This window comes from Maribacter sp. (assembly GCF_039968975.1).
GTDB lineage: Bacteria > Bacteroidota > Bacteroidia > Flavobacteriales > Flavobacteriaceae > Maribacter.
Map to the genome: position 1 here is coordinate 1 of NZ_JBDVOT010000020.1, position 19,985 is coordinate 19,985.

The 19,985-nt window shown below is 35.4% G+C and carries 16 protein-coding genes; 1 reads left to right on the forward strand and 15 read right to left on the reverse strand.

Annotated elements, in window-relative coordinates; genetic code table 11:
* Positions 1 to 48 precede the first annotated feature (48 nt).
* The 6 genes from ABJI11_RS01195 to dinB all read right to left on the reverse strand — a co-directional run bounded on the left by ABJI11_RS01195 (position 49) and on the right by dinB (position 8,402).
* The gene (locus tag ABJI11_RS01195; RefSeq protein ID WP_348348709.1) at positions 49 to 573 is read right to left on the reverse strand and encodes a PAS domain-containing protein; all 525 of its coding nucleotides are present in this window, start codon (positions 571 to 573) and stop codon (positions 49 to 51) included.
* A 264-nt stretch (positions 574 to 837) separates the two neighbouring features.
* A complete protein-coding gene (locus tag ABJI11_RS01200; RefSeq protein WP_348348710.1) occupies positions 838 to 2,286 on the reverse strand; it encodes a TolC family protein in 1,449 nt (482 codons plus the stop codon).
* On the reverse strand, positions 2,279 to 5,521 hold the full coding sequence (locus tag ABJI11_RS01205) for an efflux RND transporter permease subunit (protein ID WP_348348711.1): 3,243 nt from the start codon (positions 5,519 to 5,521) through the stop codon (positions 2,279 to 2,281). The genes ABJI11_RS01200 and ABJI11_RS01205 overlap by 8 nt, the downstream gene beginning before the upstream one ends.
* A 17-nt stretch (positions 5,522 to 5,538) precedes the next feature.
* Entirely contained in the window at positions 5,539 to 6,624 is a 1,086-nt protein-coding gene (locus tag ABJI11_RS01210; RefSeq protein ID WP_348348712.1) for an efflux RND transporter periplasmic adaptor subunit, read from the reverse strand.
* 145 nt (positions 6,625 to 6,769) lie between these two features.
* Positions 6,770 to 7,189, reverse strand: a complete 420-nt coding sequence (locus tag ABJI11_RS01215) for a hypothetical protein (protein WP_348348714.1) — start codon at positions 7,187 to 7,189, stop codon at positions 6,770 to 6,772.
* A gap of 109 nt (positions 7,190 to 7,298) precedes the next feature.
* Positions 7,299 to 8,402, reverse strand: coding sequence for a DNA polymerase IV (gene dinB / locus ABJI11_RS01220; RefSeq protein ID WP_348348716.1), 1,104 nt, complete (start codon positions 8,400 to 8,402; stop codon positions 7,299 to 7,301).
* 52 nt (positions 8,403 to 8,454) lie between these two features.
* Here dinB and ABJI11_RS01225 point away from each other — a divergent pair, with 52 nt between their 5' ends.
* Positions 8,455 to 8,922, forward strand: a complete 468-nt coding sequence (locus ABJI11_RS01225) for a CYTH domain-containing protein (protein WP_348348718.1) — start codon at positions 8,455 to 8,457, stop codon at positions 8,920 to 8,922.
* Between the two features lie 78 nt (positions 8,923 to 9,000).
* Here ABJI11_RS01225 and ABJI11_RS01230 read toward each other — a convergent pair whose 3' ends face one another.
* The 9 genes from ABJI11_RS01230 to ABJI11_RS01270 all read right to left on the reverse strand — a co-directional run.
* The gene (locus ABJI11_RS01230; RefSeq protein ID WP_348348720.1) at positions 9,001 to 10,404 is read right to left on the reverse strand and encodes a TolC family protein; all 1,404 of its coding nucleotides are present in this window, start codon (positions 10,402 to 10,404) and stop codon (positions 9,001 to 9,003) included.
* A gap of 6 nt (positions 10,405 to 10,410) precedes the next feature.
* Positions 10,411 to 13,560 carry an efflux RND transporter permease subunit gene (locus ABJI11_RS01235; protein ID WP_348348722.1) on the reverse strand — a complete coding sequence of 1,050 codons (3,150 nt, stop codon included), beginning with the start codon at positions 13,558 to 13,560 and terminating at the stop codon, positions 10,411 to 10,413.
* Positions 13,561 to 13,596: 36 nt separating this feature from the next.
* Complete coding sequence (locus ABJI11_RS01240) at positions 13,597 to 14,682, reverse strand: efflux RND transporter periplasmic adaptor subunit (RefSeq protein ID WP_348348724.1); 1,086 nt, start codon at positions 14,680 to 14,682, stop codon at positions 13,597 to 13,599.
* Positions 14,683 to 14,776: 94 nt separating this feature from the next.
* Positions 14,777 to 15,265 (reverse strand): transcriptional regulator, encoded by a 489-nt coding sequence (locus ABJI11_RS01245; RefSeq protein WP_348348726.1) that lies wholly within the window; start codon positions 15,263 to 15,265, stop codon positions 14,777 to 14,779.
* A gap of 244 nt (positions 15,266 to 15,509) precedes the next feature.
* Complete coding sequence (locus tag ABJI11_RS01250) at positions 15,510 to 15,905, reverse strand: hypothetical protein (protein ID WP_348348728.1); 396 nt, start codon at positions 15,903 to 15,905, stop codon at positions 15,510 to 15,512.
* Between the two features lie 9 nt (positions 15,906 to 15,914).
* On the reverse strand, positions 15,915 to 16,934 hold the full coding sequence (gene pheS, locus ABJI11_RS01255; RefSeq protein WP_348348730.1) for a phenylalanine--tRNA ligase subunit alpha: 1,020 nt from the start codon (positions 16,932 to 16,934) through the stop codon (positions 15,915 to 15,917).
* Between the two features lie 71 nt (positions 16,935 to 17,005).
* On the reverse strand, positions 17,006 to 18,880 hold the full coding sequence (locus ABJI11_RS01260) for a SulP family inorganic anion transporter (protein WP_348348732.1): 1,875 nt from the start codon (positions 18,878 to 18,880) through the stop codon (positions 17,006 to 17,008).
* Positions 18,881 to 19,044: 164 nt separating this feature from the next.
* Positions 19,045 to 19,674, reverse strand: coding sequence for a carbonic anhydrase family protein (locus ABJI11_RS01265; RefSeq protein ID WP_348348734.1), 630 nt, complete (start codon positions 19,672 to 19,674; stop codon positions 19,045 to 19,047).
* A 15-nt stretch (positions 19,675 to 19,689) separates the two neighbouring features.
* Positions 19,690 to 19,985 (reverse strand): hypothetical protein (locus ABJI11_RS01270; protein WP_348348735.1); only part of this gene is annotated, 296 nt, incomplete at its 5' end.

Sequence of the window (19,985 nt, forward strand, 5' to 3'; positions counted from 1 at the left end):
AAAAGGGTCGCTAATTAGCGACCCTTTTTTTATAGCTTAACTATATGTTTAGGCAACTTCTTTTTCAAACGCAATAAAATTAACGACTTCACCTTTATTGTCAAAAACAGGCAGGCCTTGAATCCAGCAGTTATAGGTAGATCCATCTTTTCTGTAGTTGATCACAGTGACCTCAAAAGGTTCCCTTTTTTTAACGGCATCAGAAACAATTTTTAGACTAGAAGTTGAGGTTAATTCACCTTGAAACATTTTAGGACTTTTACCTATTATTTCTTCTGGGTAATATTGACTCATATTCCACATGTTTTTGGTCGCAAAAACAATGTTTAGTTGAGCATCTGTTACGACCACGATATTCTTATCAGATTTTAATTTGGTATCTAAGATATTAGTATCAAAATTCCAAGAATTGTCGGAAACTAATCGTAAAAGCGCCACCGAATCTTCTTCCGTTTGTTTTATTACTTCGTAATTAGGAGCATAAAAGTCCCAAGAAAGAACGGGTAATAAATTGTAGTTTAAACTTTTTCTAAACTTGATTACGGCATTATCATAATCTTTTAAATCTATCATTATGTGTAGTTTAGAGAGATAATTAAATTTTATTTTTCATAGCAATTAGTGATAAAGCTAAAAATTTACCCGTCATGATTAAAATTTTAAGGTATGATTAGCATAAATGTTTAAGTCTTCGTTACTTATACTTTAAAAAGTAATTGGAAATGTTGAACACTAACATGCTTTTTTTAACAAAAAAAATGTCAAAACAATAAAAAACCCTAACAGTATGTATACCTGTTAGGGTCAAAAAATGAAGTTTTATTACTTGAAATCTGGTCAATTCCATCCTCCGCCTAAAGCTTGGTAAATATTTACCCGAGCCATAAGTTGGTCTTTTTTGGTTTCTACCAATTCCATTTTAGATTCTAAAGCTTCGCGTTGGGTGAGCAATACTTCTATATATTCAATTCTAGCCGATTGAAATAACCGTGTGGATAAGTCGATAGATTCTGTTAATGCCTTCACCTGATTTTCTTTCAGATTATAGCTCTGTTGAAGGTTTTTCATTTTAGAAAGCTGATTTACCACTTCTATATATCCGCCCAAAATAGCTTTTTCATATTCATATACTGCTTGAACTTGTTTTGAATTTGCTGTGTTGTATGCCGCTTTAATGGCATTTCTATTGATTAATGGACCAACAATATCCCCAACTGCACTGTATAAAAGTGATTCGGGTGTTTCTGTCAGATATTTTGCTTTAAATGCCTGTAGACCAATACCGGCTTTTAACCCTATAGACGGATAAAAATTAGCTCTTGCTACTTTGATATTTAACTTGGCAGCTTCCAGCTCAAATTCCGCTTGTCTGATATCTGGTCTGTTTAAAAGCAACTGCGAAGGTAAACCGGCATAGACAGTGTCCATTTGTGTATCTATGAATGCGTCTGAATTACGGGCAATATGTTGTGGCTGTCTACCAATTAAAAAATTGAGCTTATTTTCGGTTTCAACAATTTCTTGTTGTACCTCAAATTTGTGGCTTTGGTTTTTTAATACCTCTGCTTCAAACCTTCTAACGGCTAGCTCTGTAGCACGCGCAGCTTCTTTTTGCAATCGTACCATTTTAAGGGCATTGCCCTGTAGCTCTAAATTTTGCTCAATAATTGCCAGTTGATTGTCTAAGGCAATCAACTCGTAATAAGAATCGGCTATCTCTGCAATTAATCTTGTTACCATAAAGTTTTTACCTTCAATGGTAGATAAATATTCCAGTGTGGCAGCCTTTTTAGAGTTGCGAAGCTTCTTCCAAACATCAAGTTCCCAGGTGGCAAAAAGTCCGGCGGAGTAATCTGTTAAAGGTTCAGGAAATTCTTCACCATCTTTAATATCCAGATTTTGCTCTACAGCACCATCACGTGTATATTCACCTACTTTTTCAATTTCGGCACCTGCACCATAATTTACAAAAGGTAGGTATTCTCCTTTTCTAGCTTTCACCTCGTTTTGGGCAACATCTATCTGTTGCATCATTATGCGTAGTTCTTGATTATTTGCCAAGGCGGTATCAATTAGCTTGGTAAGATTTTCGTCTTTAAAGAAATCTTTCCATTTTAATTGCGCACTATTGGTAGTATCTGCCAAATGTTGTGCATAATTATCTGGCAGATTTCTATTAACCTTTTTCAATTCCTTTGTGGGTACGCAAGAATAGAAAAAGCCTATTTGTACTAGAAGCACGAAAAGTATTTTTCCATGCTTCATGGGTTTTATAACTTTAATCATTGTCTTCTTTTTTGGTTAGTTTTTTAATCATTTGTTTTATCTCACGGAGCTTTTGTCGTGTTTTGCTTTCTCCTTCGCTTATACGTACAAATTCTTCAGAAATAGGCTCGTTAGACTCTCCTTTTATAAGTCCGCGACCATCTGCCATTTTAGCAAAAATGTAATACAAGCCGGGAATGATAAGGACCCCAATTAAGGTTCCCATAAGCATACCTCCCATAGCCGAACTACCAATAGTTTTGTTGGCGATTGCCCCTGCACCATGTGCGATTACTAAAGGTATAAGACCGGCAATAAATGCAAATGAGGTCATTAAAATAGGTCTAAAACGCACTTTTGCCCCTTCAATGGCAGATTCTAGAATAGTGCTGCCTTGTCGTCGTTTTTGTACGGCAAACTCCACTATAAGCACGCCATTTTTACCTAGAAGACCTACCAACATAATAAGTCCTATTTGTGCATATACATCATTGGCAAGTCCCATAGTTTTAAGCATAAAGAAAGAACCTAGCACACCAATAGGTAAGGATAGAATAATGGCAAGTGGAAGTAGAAAACTCTCATACTGCGCAGCAAGCACGAAGTACACGAAAATTAAAACCACCAAGAAAATGTAAATAGATTCATTTCCTCTTTGAGCTTCGTCATAAGACAATCCTTCCCAAGCGACATCAAAACCTCTTGGCAATGTTTGTTCTGCCACTTCGTTAATAGCGTTAATGGCATCACCACTAGTATACCCGGCAGCCGGCAACCCTCTAATAGAGGCAGAATTGTAAAGGTTGTATCTGGTAATTTCGTTAGGTCCAAGTTTTTTCTCCATTGACATAAATGCAGAATATGGCACCATTTCACCCTCTTCGTTTTTCACGAATAGCTTCTCTAAATCTGAAGGTAAAGCTCTGTATTCTGGAGCTGCTTGAGTATAGACTTTAAAGAATCTACCAAAACGGATAAAACCTTGCTCGTAAGTACTACCAATAAGAATATTTAGGTTTTCCATGGCTTTATCTATGGAAACCCCTTTTTGCATGGCAATTTTATTATTGATTTTTAACTCGTACTGCGGATAGTTGGCAGAGTAGAAAGTAAATAACCCGGTAAGCTCATCACGATTAGATAAAGCTTCCATGAATTCGTTGTTTATCTTTTCAAACTCGTGATAATCCGTTCCGTCGGTTTTATCTAAAAGACGCATGGAAAATCCACCTGAAGAACCGAAACCAGGGACGGCAGGCGGTTCAAAATATTCAATGACGGCACCTAGGTCTTTTGTTTCCTCCTCAAGCTCTTCCATGATTTCGTGAACCGAATGATGGCGGTCTCCCCAGGGCTTTAAGTTAATTAAAACAGTACCGGCATTGGATCCACGACCCTCGGTCATAATTTCATAGCCTGCTAAAGAAGAAACCGATTCAACACCGTCTGTTTCCTCACAGATTATTTGTAGTTTTCTAGCCACATCGTTTGTACGCTCTAGTGTTGAACCAGGCGGAGTCTGAATAATGGCATAGATCATACCTTGATCTTCGTTAGGTATAAACCCTGCAGGTAAGGTTTCATTGGTAAAGAATATACCAACACAGAAAGCAGCTAGAATACCAAAAGTAAGCACCCTTCTGGCGACAATCTTATTAAGTATTTTAACATACCTACCCGTAAGTTTTTCGAATCCTCTATTGAACCAATCTATGAATTTATCGATAGGAGATTTTTTACGTTCTTTACCGTGATTGTTTTTAAGAATCATGGCACAAAGCACTGGTGTCAATGTCAACGCTACAATGGCTGATAGAATAATAGAACCCGCCATGGTTATGGAAAATTGTCTGTAGAAAACACCAACAGGTCCAGACATGAATGCAATAGGTACGAATACAGAAACCATAACTAAAGTAATGGCGATAATTGCGCCACCTATTTCATTCACCACTAATTTTACTGCTTCATATGGACCCAAGTGTGTTTCTTCCATTTTGGCATGTACCGCTTCAACCACCACAATGGCATCATCGACCACAATACCAATGGCGAGTACCAGAGCAAAAAGAGTAATAAGGTTTATGGAAAGCCCAAACAACTGCATAATAAAAAATGCGCCAATTAAGGAGACAGGTACTGCAATAATGGGGATTAAAGTAGAACGCCAATCACCTAAAAATAAGAATACCACAATGGCAACTAATATAAATGCATCTCTTAACGTATGTATTACTTGTTCTATAGATGCATTTAAGAAATTAGATACATCATAACTAATTTTATAATCCATGCCGCTAGGCAACTCAGATTTTAACTCTGCCAGTTTATCCTTTACCTCGGCAATTACATCACTGGCATTACTGCCAAAAGTTTGTTTCAAAACAATAGAGGCAGAAGGCTTACCATCTAGATTAGAATAGATATCGAAAAATTCACTTCCTAATTCTACATCGGCAACATCACCTAAAGTCAAAATTTCACCTTCAGGGTTTGCCTTTAGAATTATGTCTTTATATTGTTGTGGTTCATCATACCTGTCTTGGTAGAGTAGCACATATTCTAATGATTGTGATGTTTTACCTGAGCTTTGCCCAATTCTACCAGGGCGTGCCAATATACTTTGCTCTTCCATGGCTTCTAAAATTTCTTCGGCAGATACATTGTAAGCACGCATACGATCTGGTTTTAACCAAACACGCATGGCATATTTACGGCTACCTAAAATTTGAGCACTTGCAATACCATCTATTCGCTGAATTTCAGGAATCATTTTAGTGTATGCATAGTTGTAGAGAAACAGCTCGTGGTCATCACTATTGTCACTGTAAAGGTTTACGTACATTAACATACTTGGTTGTACGGGAGTAATGATGACACCTTCTCTTTGTACCAACTCTGGTAACAAAGGCATTACTTGATCTACTCTTGTTTTAACCCTGACCACCGCTTGATTAGGGTCTGTGCCAGGTTCAAAAATAATACGGAGTGTACCTTCACCGGCACTGGTAGCATCTGATGCTATGTAGCGCATACCTTGAACACCGTTTATAGCGGTTTCTAATGGTATAAGTGTAGATTTTACTAAAACATCTGCACTAGAACCCGGGTATGCAATAAAGATATTGACCGTTGTTGGCGCAATATCTGGGAACTGTGAAATAGGCAATTGCTTTATAGAGAGCAACCCTACAAATACTATTATCACCGATATGACAATAGCCAATACCGGTCTTTTTATAAACTTACTGAACATGTTTTTTTGTTTTTAGATTACTCGGCGTAAACAGCCAATTTTGACATCACCTCGTTTGGTTCAGCAAATACAGTTTCTATCTTTTCGTTGTTTTTGACCATACGAATTCCATCAACCAATATTCTGTCTTTTGGTTGAAGTCCTTTGCTAATAACAAAAAGGTGAGGAAGCTCTGCAGCGACATCTATTTCAGTTTGGTGCACAACATCATCTTGGTCTAAAACAAAAACATAACGCTTGTTCAATATTTCAAAAGTTGCTTTTTGAGGGATGATCAAAGCATCTTTAAAGGGTATGGTCATAAGAACACTACCAGTTTCTCCGTGCCTAAGAATTTGATTAGGATTAGGGAAAGTTGCTCTAAAAGCAATGTTACCGGTTTCATTATTAAATTCTCCCTCAATGGTTTCTACGATTCCTTTTTGGTTGAATTTCTTATTGTTCGCCATTAAGAGCTGCACCTCTTTTTTATCATCTTTATCGGTGCTTATGATGTAGTCTAAATATTCAGCTTCTGGAACATTAAAATACACCCACATTTTAGAGTTGTCTGACAATGTGGTCAATAGTTCACCTTCATCTAAAAGACTACCTTCTCTTGCGTGTAGGTGATCCATGATACCATCAAAAGGAGCGCGTATGTTCGTGAAGCCTAAATGTGTTTGTGCTAATGAAACTTCTGCATTGGCTTTATCAAAATTAGCTTTTGCCATGGCTAGTTCATTTTTAGAAACAACATTACCATCTGTTAAAAGCTGAGTATTTTGCAATTCTATTTCGGCAACTTTAGCTTCAGCTTTTGCTTTTTGTAAATCTGCTTCGTAGATATTAGGCATGATATTGAACATTTTTTGCCCTTTTTTCACTAATTGTCCTTCGTCTACGTGAATTTCCTTCAAATATCCTTTCTCTAGGGCTCTTAGCTCAATGTGTTTAAAGGAATTTATTTGACACACATAATCTTTAGTTATCGATGTGTCTTTTTTAATGGGGCTAGTTATAAGAAACTTTGTGTGTTCCTCTTTTTTTTCTTTTTTGGAATTACAGCTTGCCGCAATGAATATGATGCATGCGCTAGTGATCAGGAGTATTCTCTTGGTCATAAAATGTATATTTAATTGATTGGAAAAATGAAAATTAAAAATGCGGAGACATACAAATTTTAGGGCAAGTAGATTAATGAATCTAAATGGGCTGTTAACTAAAAAATGATGTCAGGTCAAAATACTATCTTGACCAAAAGAAATTTTAAATACGAAATACCTGATATAGGACAAAGCGCCTATTTGCTATGGGTAGAAAATTAAATAGCTTGGGTAGTGAATTGCTATTTGTAAAATAACTGAATAAGAATAATATTGATAATAAGTAAAATGAAATAGAGGCTTGCTGGCGCTCAGAATCTTTTTTAAAGAAAGTTTGTTCGCTTTCTTCTTCCTCAATTTCTACAGCTTCAATTTCTAGAACCTTATCTATATTATTGAGGGTGCCTTTAAGAGTTGCATTATGGTCAACAACCGATTCTGAACTGTTATCTAATGAATGGGTATATTGGTGAATTGTATGAAAAGAAGTACCCTCTATGTTGTTGTTAGCAAATAGAGGACTGTATATACCAGAAAGTAATATACAGATAGAAAGAAGAAATTTTAAAAAACCTTTTTTCATTTAAGTGAACAAAACTATTCTAGCTAATTCTGCTGTACAAGTAATTGCCGTTAATTTTTGTTAACACTTTAGATTATTAGTTTAAATAGTGAAAATGAACGTTGAATATTTAGAAATCGAATTTTAATTGCACTAAAATTGATCTATCGTCAACTTTTTTAGTTTTCTTATCTTCTGTATTTAAGTTAGATAAAGATATTCCTAGAAGTCTAACCGAGTTTTGTAACTCTTCTTGATACAAAAGGTCTTTTGCAGTTTCTAAAATAAGGTCTTTGTCAGCAATAAAGTAGGGCATTGTTTTACTCCTTGTGTTTAAGGTAAAATCGCTGTATTTTATTTTGAGCGTAATAGTTTTGCCTGCTACCTTAGATTTTGTCAATCTTCTTTCTAGTTCTTGAGCTATATGTTCCAGTCGTTCAAGCATAAAAACTTCGCTGCTTAGGTTTTCATTGAAGGTACGCTCTGCACCAACAGATTTAGGTATGCGGTGTGGTTTTACTTCGCTATTGTGAATGCCACGAACGACATGATAATAGTAAGGTCCGCTTTTGCCAAAATTTTCTGCAAGAAATTCTATTGATTTGTTTTTTAAGTCATTCCCTGTGAAAATACCCAGCTTGTACATTTTTTCAGCAGTGACTTTACCCACACCGTAAAACTTACGTATATCTAATTCTTCCAAGAAAGGGATTACCTCTTCTGGATTTACTGTTTTTTGTCCATTGGGTTTATTGATATCGCTGGCAACTTTGGCAATAAATTTATTAATAGAAATACCTGCGGATGCATTTAAGCCTGTTTTTTCTAATATGCGTTTTCGTATTTCGGTGGCCAGCATAGTAGCGGAAGGATTCCCTTTTTTGTTAATGGTAACATCCAAGTAAGCTTCATCTAGTGATAGCGGTTCTACCAAATCTGTATACTCAAAGAAAATAGATCGTATTTGTTTGGAAATTTCTTTGTACCGTTCAAAACGAGGTTTTACAAAGGTTAAGTGCGGACAGTTCTTTTTGGCTTGAAATCCGCTCATGGCACTGCGTACACCAAACTTACGGGCTTCATAGTTAGCAGCGGAAACTACACCTCTTTTTTCACTACCGCCCACAGCCAAGGGTTTCCCTTTTAAATCTGGGTTATCCAATTCTTCTACAGACGCATAAAAAGCATCCATATCAACATGAATAATTTTTCGAAGAGGCATTTCATTGGGCATAAGCAAATTTAAGACTTATCTTAGTTTTTGGATAGTAGTTTTAACCATTCATATGATAGAAATAGAGCGTAAGTTTTTAGTAAAATCCGATGATTACAAATCTGAGGCAAGGTCTAAAACACGAATTGTTCAAGGTTTTTTAAATACAGACCCTAATAGGACAGTAAGGGTAAGAATAAAGGGCGATACAGGATTTATTACCGTAAAAGGAAAATCTAACGCATCGGGTACTTCTAGGTTTGAATGGGAAAGGGAAATTTCCGTTATGGAGGCAGAAAGTCTTTTAAAGTTATGTGAAAAGGGAATACTGGATAAATACAGGTATGAAATCGTTATTGGTAATCACGTTTTTGAGGTAGATGAATTTTTTGGCGATAATACCGGGTTGACTATAGCTGAAGTAGAGCTGAAAGACGAACATGAAGAATTTGAAATGCCCGAATGGTTAGGTGTTGAAGTTACCGGCGAGGTAAAATACTATAACTCGCAATTAAGCAAAAATGCGTTTTGTACTTGGTAGTATTCTTAAATAGAAAACTCCGAAATTAAGTCATAAACAAAATTTCGGAGTTTTAATTATATATAGGTTGAGCAATGATTATTGCCAACCACCACCTAGAGATCTATAAAACTCTACCGTTGCAGATAGTTGATTAAATTTATTGCTCACCAAACTAAGCTCTGCGTTCAGGGCATTTTCCCTTGCAGTCAGTAAGTCTAAATAAGTTAAATACCCACTATTCAGCAATTCTTGGGAGTTTGATTCTGCTCGTCTTAAGGCAACTACTTGTTTTGTAATATAAGCCTCTTTTTCAACAGAAATATTGTAATCATATAAAGCATTAGATACTTCTTGACCTGCATTTAAGATGGTCTTTTTGAACATTAAATATGCTTCTTCCTGTTGTGCTTGTGCAACTTCGTATGCAGTTCTAATTTGTCTACCATTAAAAATAGGTTGAGTTAATCCGCCTATAAAATTCGCAAAAATAGAACCGGAGTCAAACCAGTTGTTTACCTCTAAACTTTGTAGACCGGCCTCGGCGGTCAAGGTAATAGAAGGGTAAAAATTACTTTTTGCTACATTAGTAAGTTCAAAATGATATCTCATATCAAACTCGGCTTGTAAAACATCTGGTCTATTACGTAGAACCAAAGCAGGTACACCTAATTTCATATCCGCATCTAAGTTTTGTTCAGCTATAGTGCTTCGTTCATGCTTTTGTGGAGTTTCGCCAATAAGTATACTTAAGGTGTTTTCCGTTTGGTATAAGGTGTTTTTTAAATCTAAAAGCTGCGTTTGTGCGCTGTATAACTGTGCGGCAGTTTGGTCTACACCTACTTGATTTTCTTGCCCAGATTCTTTTAAAGCTATAATTGCTTCAAGGCTCTTTTCACGGTTTTTAATCGTTTCCTTGGTTACCGATATTTGTTCGTCTAAAGCCAGGATCTGATAATAAGTAGTTGCAATTTCTGCTATTAAATCTGTTTTCACAGCTTTATGTGCAGCTACAGTTTGTAAGTAACTGGCATCATAAGAGCGTTTTGAGCTTCTAATCTTGCCCCATATATCAGCTTCCCAAGAAAGTGTGGCGCTAGTTTCAAATTGATTATATGGGTTAGAGAATATACTTCCAAATTGCCCATTTTCACTGTTTTTAGCCACTCTTGTTGCAGTAGCCGAACCATTAAAAGTAGGTAAATATCCTGCCTTGCCCTGTTTTACATATGCTTTTGCGGCAGCAATACTTTGTAGAGCAATGCGAATATCAAGATTATTCACCAAACCTTTTTCAATATGCTTTTTAAGGTATGGGTCCGTAAACAGATCGGTATAGGATACCGATGCAAATGAAATACTATCCTTAGGTAAATTATCGGTTCTATATAGGCTATCGGTCTCTACTTTAGGTTGCTCATAATTTTTGGCAACAAAGCATGACTGTAATAAAAGCGGTAGCGTAGCTACGAGTATAAATTTATATTTTACTAATATTTTCATGGCTTCTTAGTTCTTAGATTCTTCGATCAATTCTTGTGGCGCACCTGTAATACGCTCTTGTAATGTTTGAAAAATTACGTAGAGTGCGGGTATAACGAATACACCAAATATGGTACCTATAAGCATACCACCTACGGCACTCATACCAATAGATCTGTTACCTACAGCACCAATACCTGATGACAGTGCTAATGGCATTAATCCGAATATAAATGCAAACGAGGTCATTAAAATTGGTCTTAAACGGGCTTTTGCACCATCAATAGCAGAATCTATAATAGACATGCCATGTTTTCTACGCTGTAAAGCAAACTCAACGATAAGAATGGCATTTTTAGAAAGAAGACCAATAAGCATGATTAATGCAATTTGGAAATAGATATTGTTTTCTAGTCCGGTTATATTAATAAAGCCAATAGCTCCTGCAATACCAATAGGTAGGGATAATAAAATAGATAATGGTAGCACATAAGATTCGTACTGTGCACTTAACAAAAAGTATACGAATACTAAACTTAGAATAAAGATGATAATAGTTTGGCTACCTGCACTGTTTTCTTCTCTTGTTAAGCCAGAGTATTCATAGGTGTAACTATTTGGTAAGGTTTGTGCGGTAACTTCTTCTACCGCAGCAATTGCATCACCCGTACTATAACCTGGGTTTAATGCTCCATTAATTTTTACAGAACTAAGTAAGTTAAATCTACTAACTACCTCAGGACCATATATTTTTTTAAGAGAAACAAATTGAGAAATAGATACAGATTCACCATTGGCATTGGTCACAAAAACGGAATTCAAGGATTCTTCATTTGCGCGGTCCTCTGGTTTTGCTTGTATCATGACACGATACTGTTTACCAAATTTGTTGAAATCTGTAGTATATAATCCGCCATAGTATCCTTGCATGGCATTAAATATTTCTGTTGCGCTTAAGCCGGCAGATTTAACTTTTTCAATATCAACTTCCAATTGATATTGAGGAAAGTTGGGATTAAATTGGGTAATAGCGTATTTAATCTCAGGTCTTGCATTTAACGCGGCTAATAACTCGTTAGTAGTTTTACTAACAGTAAGCCAATCATCTGCATTTTTACTTTGTAGGTTTACTTCGAAACCGGCCGAGTTACCAAAACCTCTAATTGCAGGTGGTGCAAAGAATAAAATATTAGCATCTTTTATGGTAGCTGCTTTAGCAAATAATGCACCAATGGTAGCGTTTACGCTCTCATTTTCCCCTTTTCTATCATCAAAATCTTGTAGTTTAATAACAGAGAAACCATAAGAACCACCGTTTACGTTGTTCAATAAACTTCTACCTGCAATATTCATTCTTGCTTTAACAATATCCATAGACTCATAAATAGAATCCATTTTCTTAACCGTTTCCTGTGTTTTTTCTAATGTAGTACCAGGGGCTAAGGTCATATCGGCAAAAATAATACCTTGATCTTCGTTAGGTATAAAACCGGAAGGAGTGCTTTTAAAGAGGACAACGGCAATGGCAGTAAATAAAACTAGAACAGCAACTGTAATCCACTTTTTATGCGCCAATATTTTTACCGATCCGATGTATTTATCCGTTATGGCATCAAAACCGGTATTGAATGCTGTAAAAAATCGGTCTTTTATACTTCTTTTTTTGTTTTCGTCATGCTCCTTATGCGGCTTTAATAATAACGCTGCTAAAGCTGGACTTAAAGTAAGTGCGTTAACTGCAGAAATTAAAATAGCAATGGCCAACGTAATACCAAATTGTTGGTAAAATACACCAGAGGAACCACTAATAAATGATACCGGTATAAATACTGCAGACATGACCAAGGTAATAGAGATAATGGCAACTGATATTTCTGACATGGCAGATTTGGTAGCGGTCTTGGCATTGTCTACGCCGTCTTCTAATTTCGCATGTACTGCCTCTACAACAACAATAGCATCATCTACCACAATACCGATAGCAAGGATCATTGCAAATAACGTTAACATGTTAATGGAATAACCAAAGAGTTGAAGGAAGAAAAAAGTACCTACAATGGCAACAGGAACTGCAATTGCCGGAATTAAAGTAGATCTAAAATCTTGTAAGAATACAAATACTACTACGAACACTAGTAAAAAAGCCTCTATTAGTGTTTGTACCACATGTTCAATAGATGCATCTAAGAAATCTTTTGTATTGTATGGTATGATGTAATCCATACCTTTTGGAAAATCTTCTTTACTTTCTTTAAGTATATCTTGAATTTGAGATATAATTTCATTGGCGTTGGAACCCGATGTTTGAAAAATACCTACTACGGTACCTGGGTTACCCATACCTTCGTTTTTTGTGCTGTAGTTGAAAGCTCCAAGCTCTATTTCTGCAACATCTTTTAAACGTAGGTAAGAACCGTTATCCTGTGCTTTGATAATGATATTTTCATACTCCGATACTTCGGATAAACGTCCTTTATACTTTAATACATACTCATAAATACCATCTGCGTTTTCACCAATTTTACCGGTTGCCGCTTCTACGTTCTGTTCGTTCAATGCATTTTGAATATCAGAAGGCATGAGTTTATAGGCAGCCATTTTATCTGGCTTTAACCAAACGCGCATAGAATAATCTCTTGCTCCAATAACGTTTACAGAACCAACACCTTCAATACGTTGCAGTTTTGGTACTATATTTATGTTGGCATAATTCTCAACAAAAGTGGCATCATAATTATCGTTCTCAGAGAAAAGTGAAAAGAACATTAATGCACTAGTTTGTGTCTTTTCGGTAATAACTCCTGTAGCTATAACTGCGCTAGGTAAAACGTTGTTAGCCCTTGCAACTCTATTTTGAACATTTACCGCAGCAATATCTGGGTCAGTGCCTAATTTAAAATAAACACTAATTACGGCTGCCCCGTCATTACTAGCAGTTGAGGTCATATAGGTCATACCCTCAACACCGTTTATTTCTTCTTCTAATGGTACAATTACACTTTTAAGAATAGTTTCAGCATTTGCACCGGTATATGTAGCGGTAACCTGTACGGTTGGAGGTGCAATTTCTGGATATTGTTCTATAGGTAATGATGATAGGCCTAAAATACCTAAAATAGCGATGATGATCGATATCACCGTGGATAGTACGGGTCGATCTATAAATTTTTGAAACATTATCTTTTATTTAATGTATGATGTATAGATTGAGTTTTACAATACAGGATTAATGGTCATTCCATCTTTAATTTTGGTAACCCCTTCAATAACAATTTTGGTACCTTGTTCTATTCCGTTTGTAACGATAAATCCTTTTTGGGTATGACCGGCTATATTAATAGGCATTGTGGTTACGGTATTATTATCTTTTAATACATATACCAATTTTTTACCTTGTAGGTCTATGGTAGCATCCTGTGGCACTTCATAGGCGTGGTCATATGTGGTCGGTATTTTAATTTTACCGGTACTACCACTACTTAAAAGACTGTTTTTATTTTCAAAATCTGCTCTAGCGGTTACACTTCCAGTAGTACTGTTGATAATAGTATTGATCATGGCAATTTTACCAGGTTCTGTATAATCTTTACCGTTGATCATCTCCAATTTTACTTCAGGAGCCTTACTTAAATCTAATTGATGATCGGCATTTGTAGGTATGGTGCTCTTAAAATTCAAAGCTTCTTTTTCACTTAAAGAAAAATAGGCTCTAACAGAACTAATATCAGAAACTGTGGTTAAAGGACTTGACATAGTAGAACTAACTAAGGCACCTTTCTGAAATGGAATCTCCCCGATATAACCATCTACCGGACTGGTAATTTTAGAATAGCCAATGTTAGAAGCTACACTTTGGTAATTAGCTTTGGCTTGTTCTAATTGTGCTTTTGCCGTTTCAAGTTGTACGCTACTGATTATATCTTTTTCTACAAGTGGCTTAAGTTTATCTACTTCTACTTGAGCAACATTTATTGCTGCTTTCGCAGCATTGGCGTCTTGATTTAAAGTTTGTGTTTCTAATTTGAACAATAATTGTCCCTTTTTAATCTTTTGACCCTCTTCTACATATATGTCTTGGACAAAACCAGGAACTTTAGGCCATATTTCTACATTTTGAACACCTTCTAGAGTAGTTGCAAATTCATTGTAAATAGTAATATCTTTTTGGGTAAGCTCTTTTACTTCTAAACTTGGAGGTGGTGTCTGTGTAGTAGCTGAATTATTTGTTTCGGAAGTGCCAAAGCATGAGCTTAGAACTAAAGTGGATATAAATAATGTTATAATTGTAATTCTTTTCATCGGATTTTCTTTAACAGTTTATTTTTAAATGGTTGTTAAGGTTTTGTTAATTCAGAATGTTCGGTATAAAACGAACCAAGCTGATATAAAAAAATTAATCTTGTTGCTGTTGTCTTTTAAGCTCAGCAATAGTTGTTTTTAAGTCTTTTGTCATATTAGCTATACAAGAACCGTAAACAGTAATTTTAGTTTTATTTTCTTCATGCTTCTCGGGACGGTATTGTTCGTTATATGCGGTAATTTTACGTAACATTTCACTTTCTCTTTCTAATTTTTTTAAAGAACGATTAAGCTTTTTTATAAAAAAAGTATTCTTTTCCGCCACTTTAAAATAACGCTTACGATCACCGGATTTAGTAAAATATTTGACAAAATCCATTTGCAATAGAAGGTTAAGAGAAGTAGAAATAGAGCTTTTGCTAGCGCCTCTTTTATTAATACAATCTTCAAAAGTCAAGCCTTCTTCCTCTGTAATAACCAAATTCGCAAAGATTCTAGCAGCTAATGGAGGTAGATCGTATTCAGATTCAAAATGAACACCAAACTCTTCAATTAACTTATTTTTTGTTTCTTCTTTACTCATAAAATTATGTATTCAAAATACAAAGGTAAAGTTAGTTCGGTAACAAACAAACTAAAAGAACTTAAATTTTGTTAAATGCTGTTAACGATCTGTTATTGATGCAAATATATGAGCTAACTATGTGAAATTTAATTCAATAAAATTCTTTGTTGACGGTATTTAAAATGGAAAAACGTTTAGTATTTCTAAGATAAGATGGATGAACTATAAAATGAAGTGAAAATTAACTACCTAAAAGAATAGGTTATTTTGCGTAAATACCCTCTTTATCAATTAAAGGAACAACCGTTAGGTTTGATTCGGTCACTGTATTTTTTTCAAATACAAAACGTTTGTCGTGTAGTGTGCCATTTGCAAAGAAAGTGACAAAAAACTCATTGTTCAATGTTAAAACATCTTCTTGAACCACTTCAATTTTTTTAAAAGATTTTGGTTCAACTATACCTAGATTATGTCTCATGATAGATGTTTTGCGATCATCGTCAAAACCTTTAGAAACGACCATGGTCATTTCAATAGCGGTATCTTTATCATTTATAACATAAGCATTCCAATCTTTGTCTAAGAATTCTTCGTTCCATTCGCGAATAATGGCAACGTAAACATCTTTAACAACAGGTATTTCAATATCTTTTTTCACAAAGTGATTTTAAAGGGCACTTTTAAATTGCTCCAAAAAGCGTAGATCATTTTCGCTCAATAAACGAATATCGGTTATTTGATGTAATAACATTGCAATACGATCAATACCTACACCAAAAGCAAAGCCAGAATATATTTCAGGATCAAGACCACAATTTGTAAGCACATTTGGGTCTACCATGCCACAACCACCGATTTCTAGCCAACCAGTACCTTTAGTAATTTTGTAGTCAGTTTCTGTTTCAAGTCCCCAGTAAACATCAACTTCTGCACTAGGCTCTGTGAATGGAAAGTAAGAAGGTCTTAATCTAATTTTAGATTTTCCAAAAAGCTCTGCAGTAAAGTATTGAAGTGTCTGTTTTAAATCTGCAAAAGAAACATCTTTATCAATATATAAGCCTTCTACTTGGTGAAAGAAGCAGTGCGATCTTGCTGAAATTGCTTCGTTTCTATATACTCTACCAGGAGATATTGTACGAATGGGAGGCTGGTGGTTTTCCATATAACGTACTTGTACAGATGAGGTATGCGTACGTAAAAGGATATCTGGATCTGTTTGTACAAAGAAAGTATCTTGCATATCTCTTGCAGGATGATACTCTGGTAAGTTCAATGCTGTAAAATTGTGCCAGTCATCTTCAATCTCCGGACCTTCAGAAACGTTGAAACCAATTCTTGAGAAAATGTCAATTATTTTATTCTTAACTATAGAAATAGGATGACGTGAACCTAACTCAATAGGGTTTCCAGGTCTAGTTAAATCTCCATATACCTGTTCATCGGTTTGGTTACTTTCTAAAGCCTGTTTTAAAGAATCTACTTTTTCTGTAACAGTATTTTTAAGTTGGTTTACGGTTTGACCAAATTCTTTTTTCTGCTCGTTAGGTACATTTTTAAACTCCGCAAAGAAGCTGTTAAAAATACCTTTTTTACCTAAATACTTTATACGGAACGTTTCAACAGCTTCCAAGTTGTCAGCTGTGAACGATGCTACTGTAGTAATTTCTTCTTTTATCTTATCAATCATGAATGTTGATTAAAGCCGCAAAGTTAAAACTTTTAAAACACGTATGATATGTTTTTAAGGGTTTTGATAGACTATGTAGTAGGGAATTTATCTTTTACATTAGACTTTACCCATAGCAAACATTCATCAAAGGTGTTAAAAATGCATTGTTCAGGAATTAAATCAGGAATTACACCTACACGCTCCATCATATAACGTGGCTGATTAAGTACATCAACAAGCAGTATATCAATACCAGATTTTCTAAGTCCGATCAATACATCTTCTAAAGTATATAAGCCAGATTGATCCATATATTCCATTCTGCCCATTCTAATGATTACGGTAGATGCGGTTTCTGGTATTTGGTCAGCCAAATGTTGAAACTCACTAGTTGATCCAAAGAATAAAGGACCTTTTAGGTGTTTTATAAAAACTTCTTCTTGTAGACTTAAAGGAAAAGCGGCTTCATCTGGCCAATTCACTTCTTTCTCCAATGACTTTACATCTGAACGTTTAGCGGTTAAATCACCCATTTTCTTCATAAACATTAAAGAAGCAATGACAAGACCAACACCCACGGCATAAACTAAATTCCAAATAGAAGAAAGTACTAATACCACCAACATGATTACTACTTCTGAACTAAATTTTAGAGGACCAATACTCAAATCTTTTGGTAAACTTGGTATAGCCTTAAGACCTTTATAATCCATTACACCAAGACCAACAGTAACGAGTATGCCTGCTAGAACCGCAGCAGGTATTTTTGAAGCAATAGGTCCAAGGGCCAAAAGAACAATAAGCAAAAGAATACCTGCTACCATTCCAGATAATTTGGTTTTGCCACCTGCATTAATATTCACGACCGTACGTATGGTAGCACCGGCACCCGGTATACCGCCAAATATTGCAGCAATACTATTACCTATGCCTTGCCCTACCAATTCTTTGTTGGGCTTATGTTTGGTTTTGGTCATATTATCTGCAACGACAGATGTTAGTAAAGAATCTATAGCACCAAGTAATGCCAAAGTAAGTGCAGTAAAAATGTACGGAGTTACGGAGTTCAAATCAAACGCTGTAAAGATTCCCAGGTTTGGCATCGGAAAATCACTAGGTATTTCTTCTATAGGTCTATAATTCAACCCAAAACCGTAAGCCACACTAGACACTATAATAAGGGCGACCAACGCGCTTGGTATTGCCGTAGTAATTTTTTTGAAGCCATATATAATGGCGATTGTAGATAGGGCAAGAATTAGTTCTATCCAATTAATATTATTTAGTGCTCTTGGTAATACTTTTATAGCACCAATTACTCCCGAAGCCTCAGAGTTTGCTAAGGTTTGCGCCTCTTTTAATTTATCTGCCTCGGTAATATCTTCAGCTCTGGCAATTGTTTCTTTAAAATCATTTAAAGCTAAAATTCCTTCGCCAGCTTCCTCTTTTAAAAAGTTTTCTAAAATAATCTGTTCTGCCATGGGCTTGTAAATATTTACAAACTCGGCATCTTCTTTTGGGTAATAGCCAATGGAAGGTAAAATTTGTGTCACTAAAATTATGACTCCAATTGCAGTCATAAAGCCGGAAACTACAGGGTATGGAATGTATCTTATGTATTTACCTATACCTAAGAGGCCTAAACTTATTTGTATTAAACCTGCTAAGAGGAACACTACTAGAATAGCTGGCAATGCTTTATCTAAGCTGCCATCGTTTGCGGCGACGATACCTGCTATTACTACCATACTTACTGCGGTCATAGGTGCAGTAGGACCAGAGATTTGTGTGTTGGTGCCGCCAAAAAGTGCCGCGAAGAAACTTATGAAAATTGCGCCATATAATCCGGCACTCGGCCCCAATCCTGAGCTAACGCCAAAAGCTAATGCCAATGGTAAGGCAACAATACCTGCGGTAATTCCGCCAAACAAATCACCTTTGAAATTTGAAAATAGATTCTTCATACAATTAAATTAATCAATTTTAGTAGATAGAATCGCATTTTTTGATAACCGATTCTTCTCGTTTTTTAAATAAAAAATATTCGTTGGCTGCGAATAATTGATTGATTTTAAGGTATTATAAAACCGATGTAAAAACACCGGTTTTATGATTACTATTTTATCTTTTAGTTGTAGAATTCAACTGCACCTGTAGCAATATCGTACATAGCGCCTACTATCATAATTTCTCCATTACTTTCCATTTCAGCTAAAACCGGACTTTGAGTTCTAATGTTATCTATGGTCATCTCTACATTTTTAGCAGAAACCTCATCTACGAAATCTAAATTTTTAGAATTTCTTAAACTTTCATCTGCAGGTTCTTTTACAGCGTCTACTGCGGGTTCTATTTTGTTGATCAAGGCAGTTAAATTACCCAATCTAGCATGGTCACAAGCACCTTTGATGGCACCACAACTTGTGTGGCCTAAAACTACAATTAGTTTGGTTCCGGCAAGTTTACACCCAAATTCCATACTACCTAATATATCTTCGTTTACAAAGTTACCAGCTATTCTAACGCTAAAAATATCTCCTAGTCCTTGATCAAAGACCAATTCGGCAGACACTCTAGAATCTATACAACTTAATATGGTGGCAAAAGGAAATTGACCTTCACTAGTATCGTTTACTTGTTCTAAAAGGTTACGATTTGCTTTAAGATTACCTTGAAATCTCTGATTTCCTTCCTTTAAGAAATCTAAAGATTTCTTAGGGGTCATCGTCGCTTGAGTTTCTTTAGTATGTGCTTTCATATATTTTAATCTTTATTATGATGTGTAATTATTTTGTCCCATTAATAAAAGTGGAACGTTAATTTTATTTATAAGTTCACTAATATTTACAGGCATAGAAAGAGATTTACTCTCTTTATTTTTTTTGTTTTCAAACCTATTGATACATAAGAGGTTTATTTTATTCTCAGTAATACAAGTTGATATTTTTTTGATAGAATTAGAATTGCTCTCAAATTCAAAGGCTACCTCTTTATTTTCTTTAGTTGAATCGGGTTTATCAGTTACTATCTTATTTTTTAAGATTTTGAATGACTTCAAAGGTTTTTGTG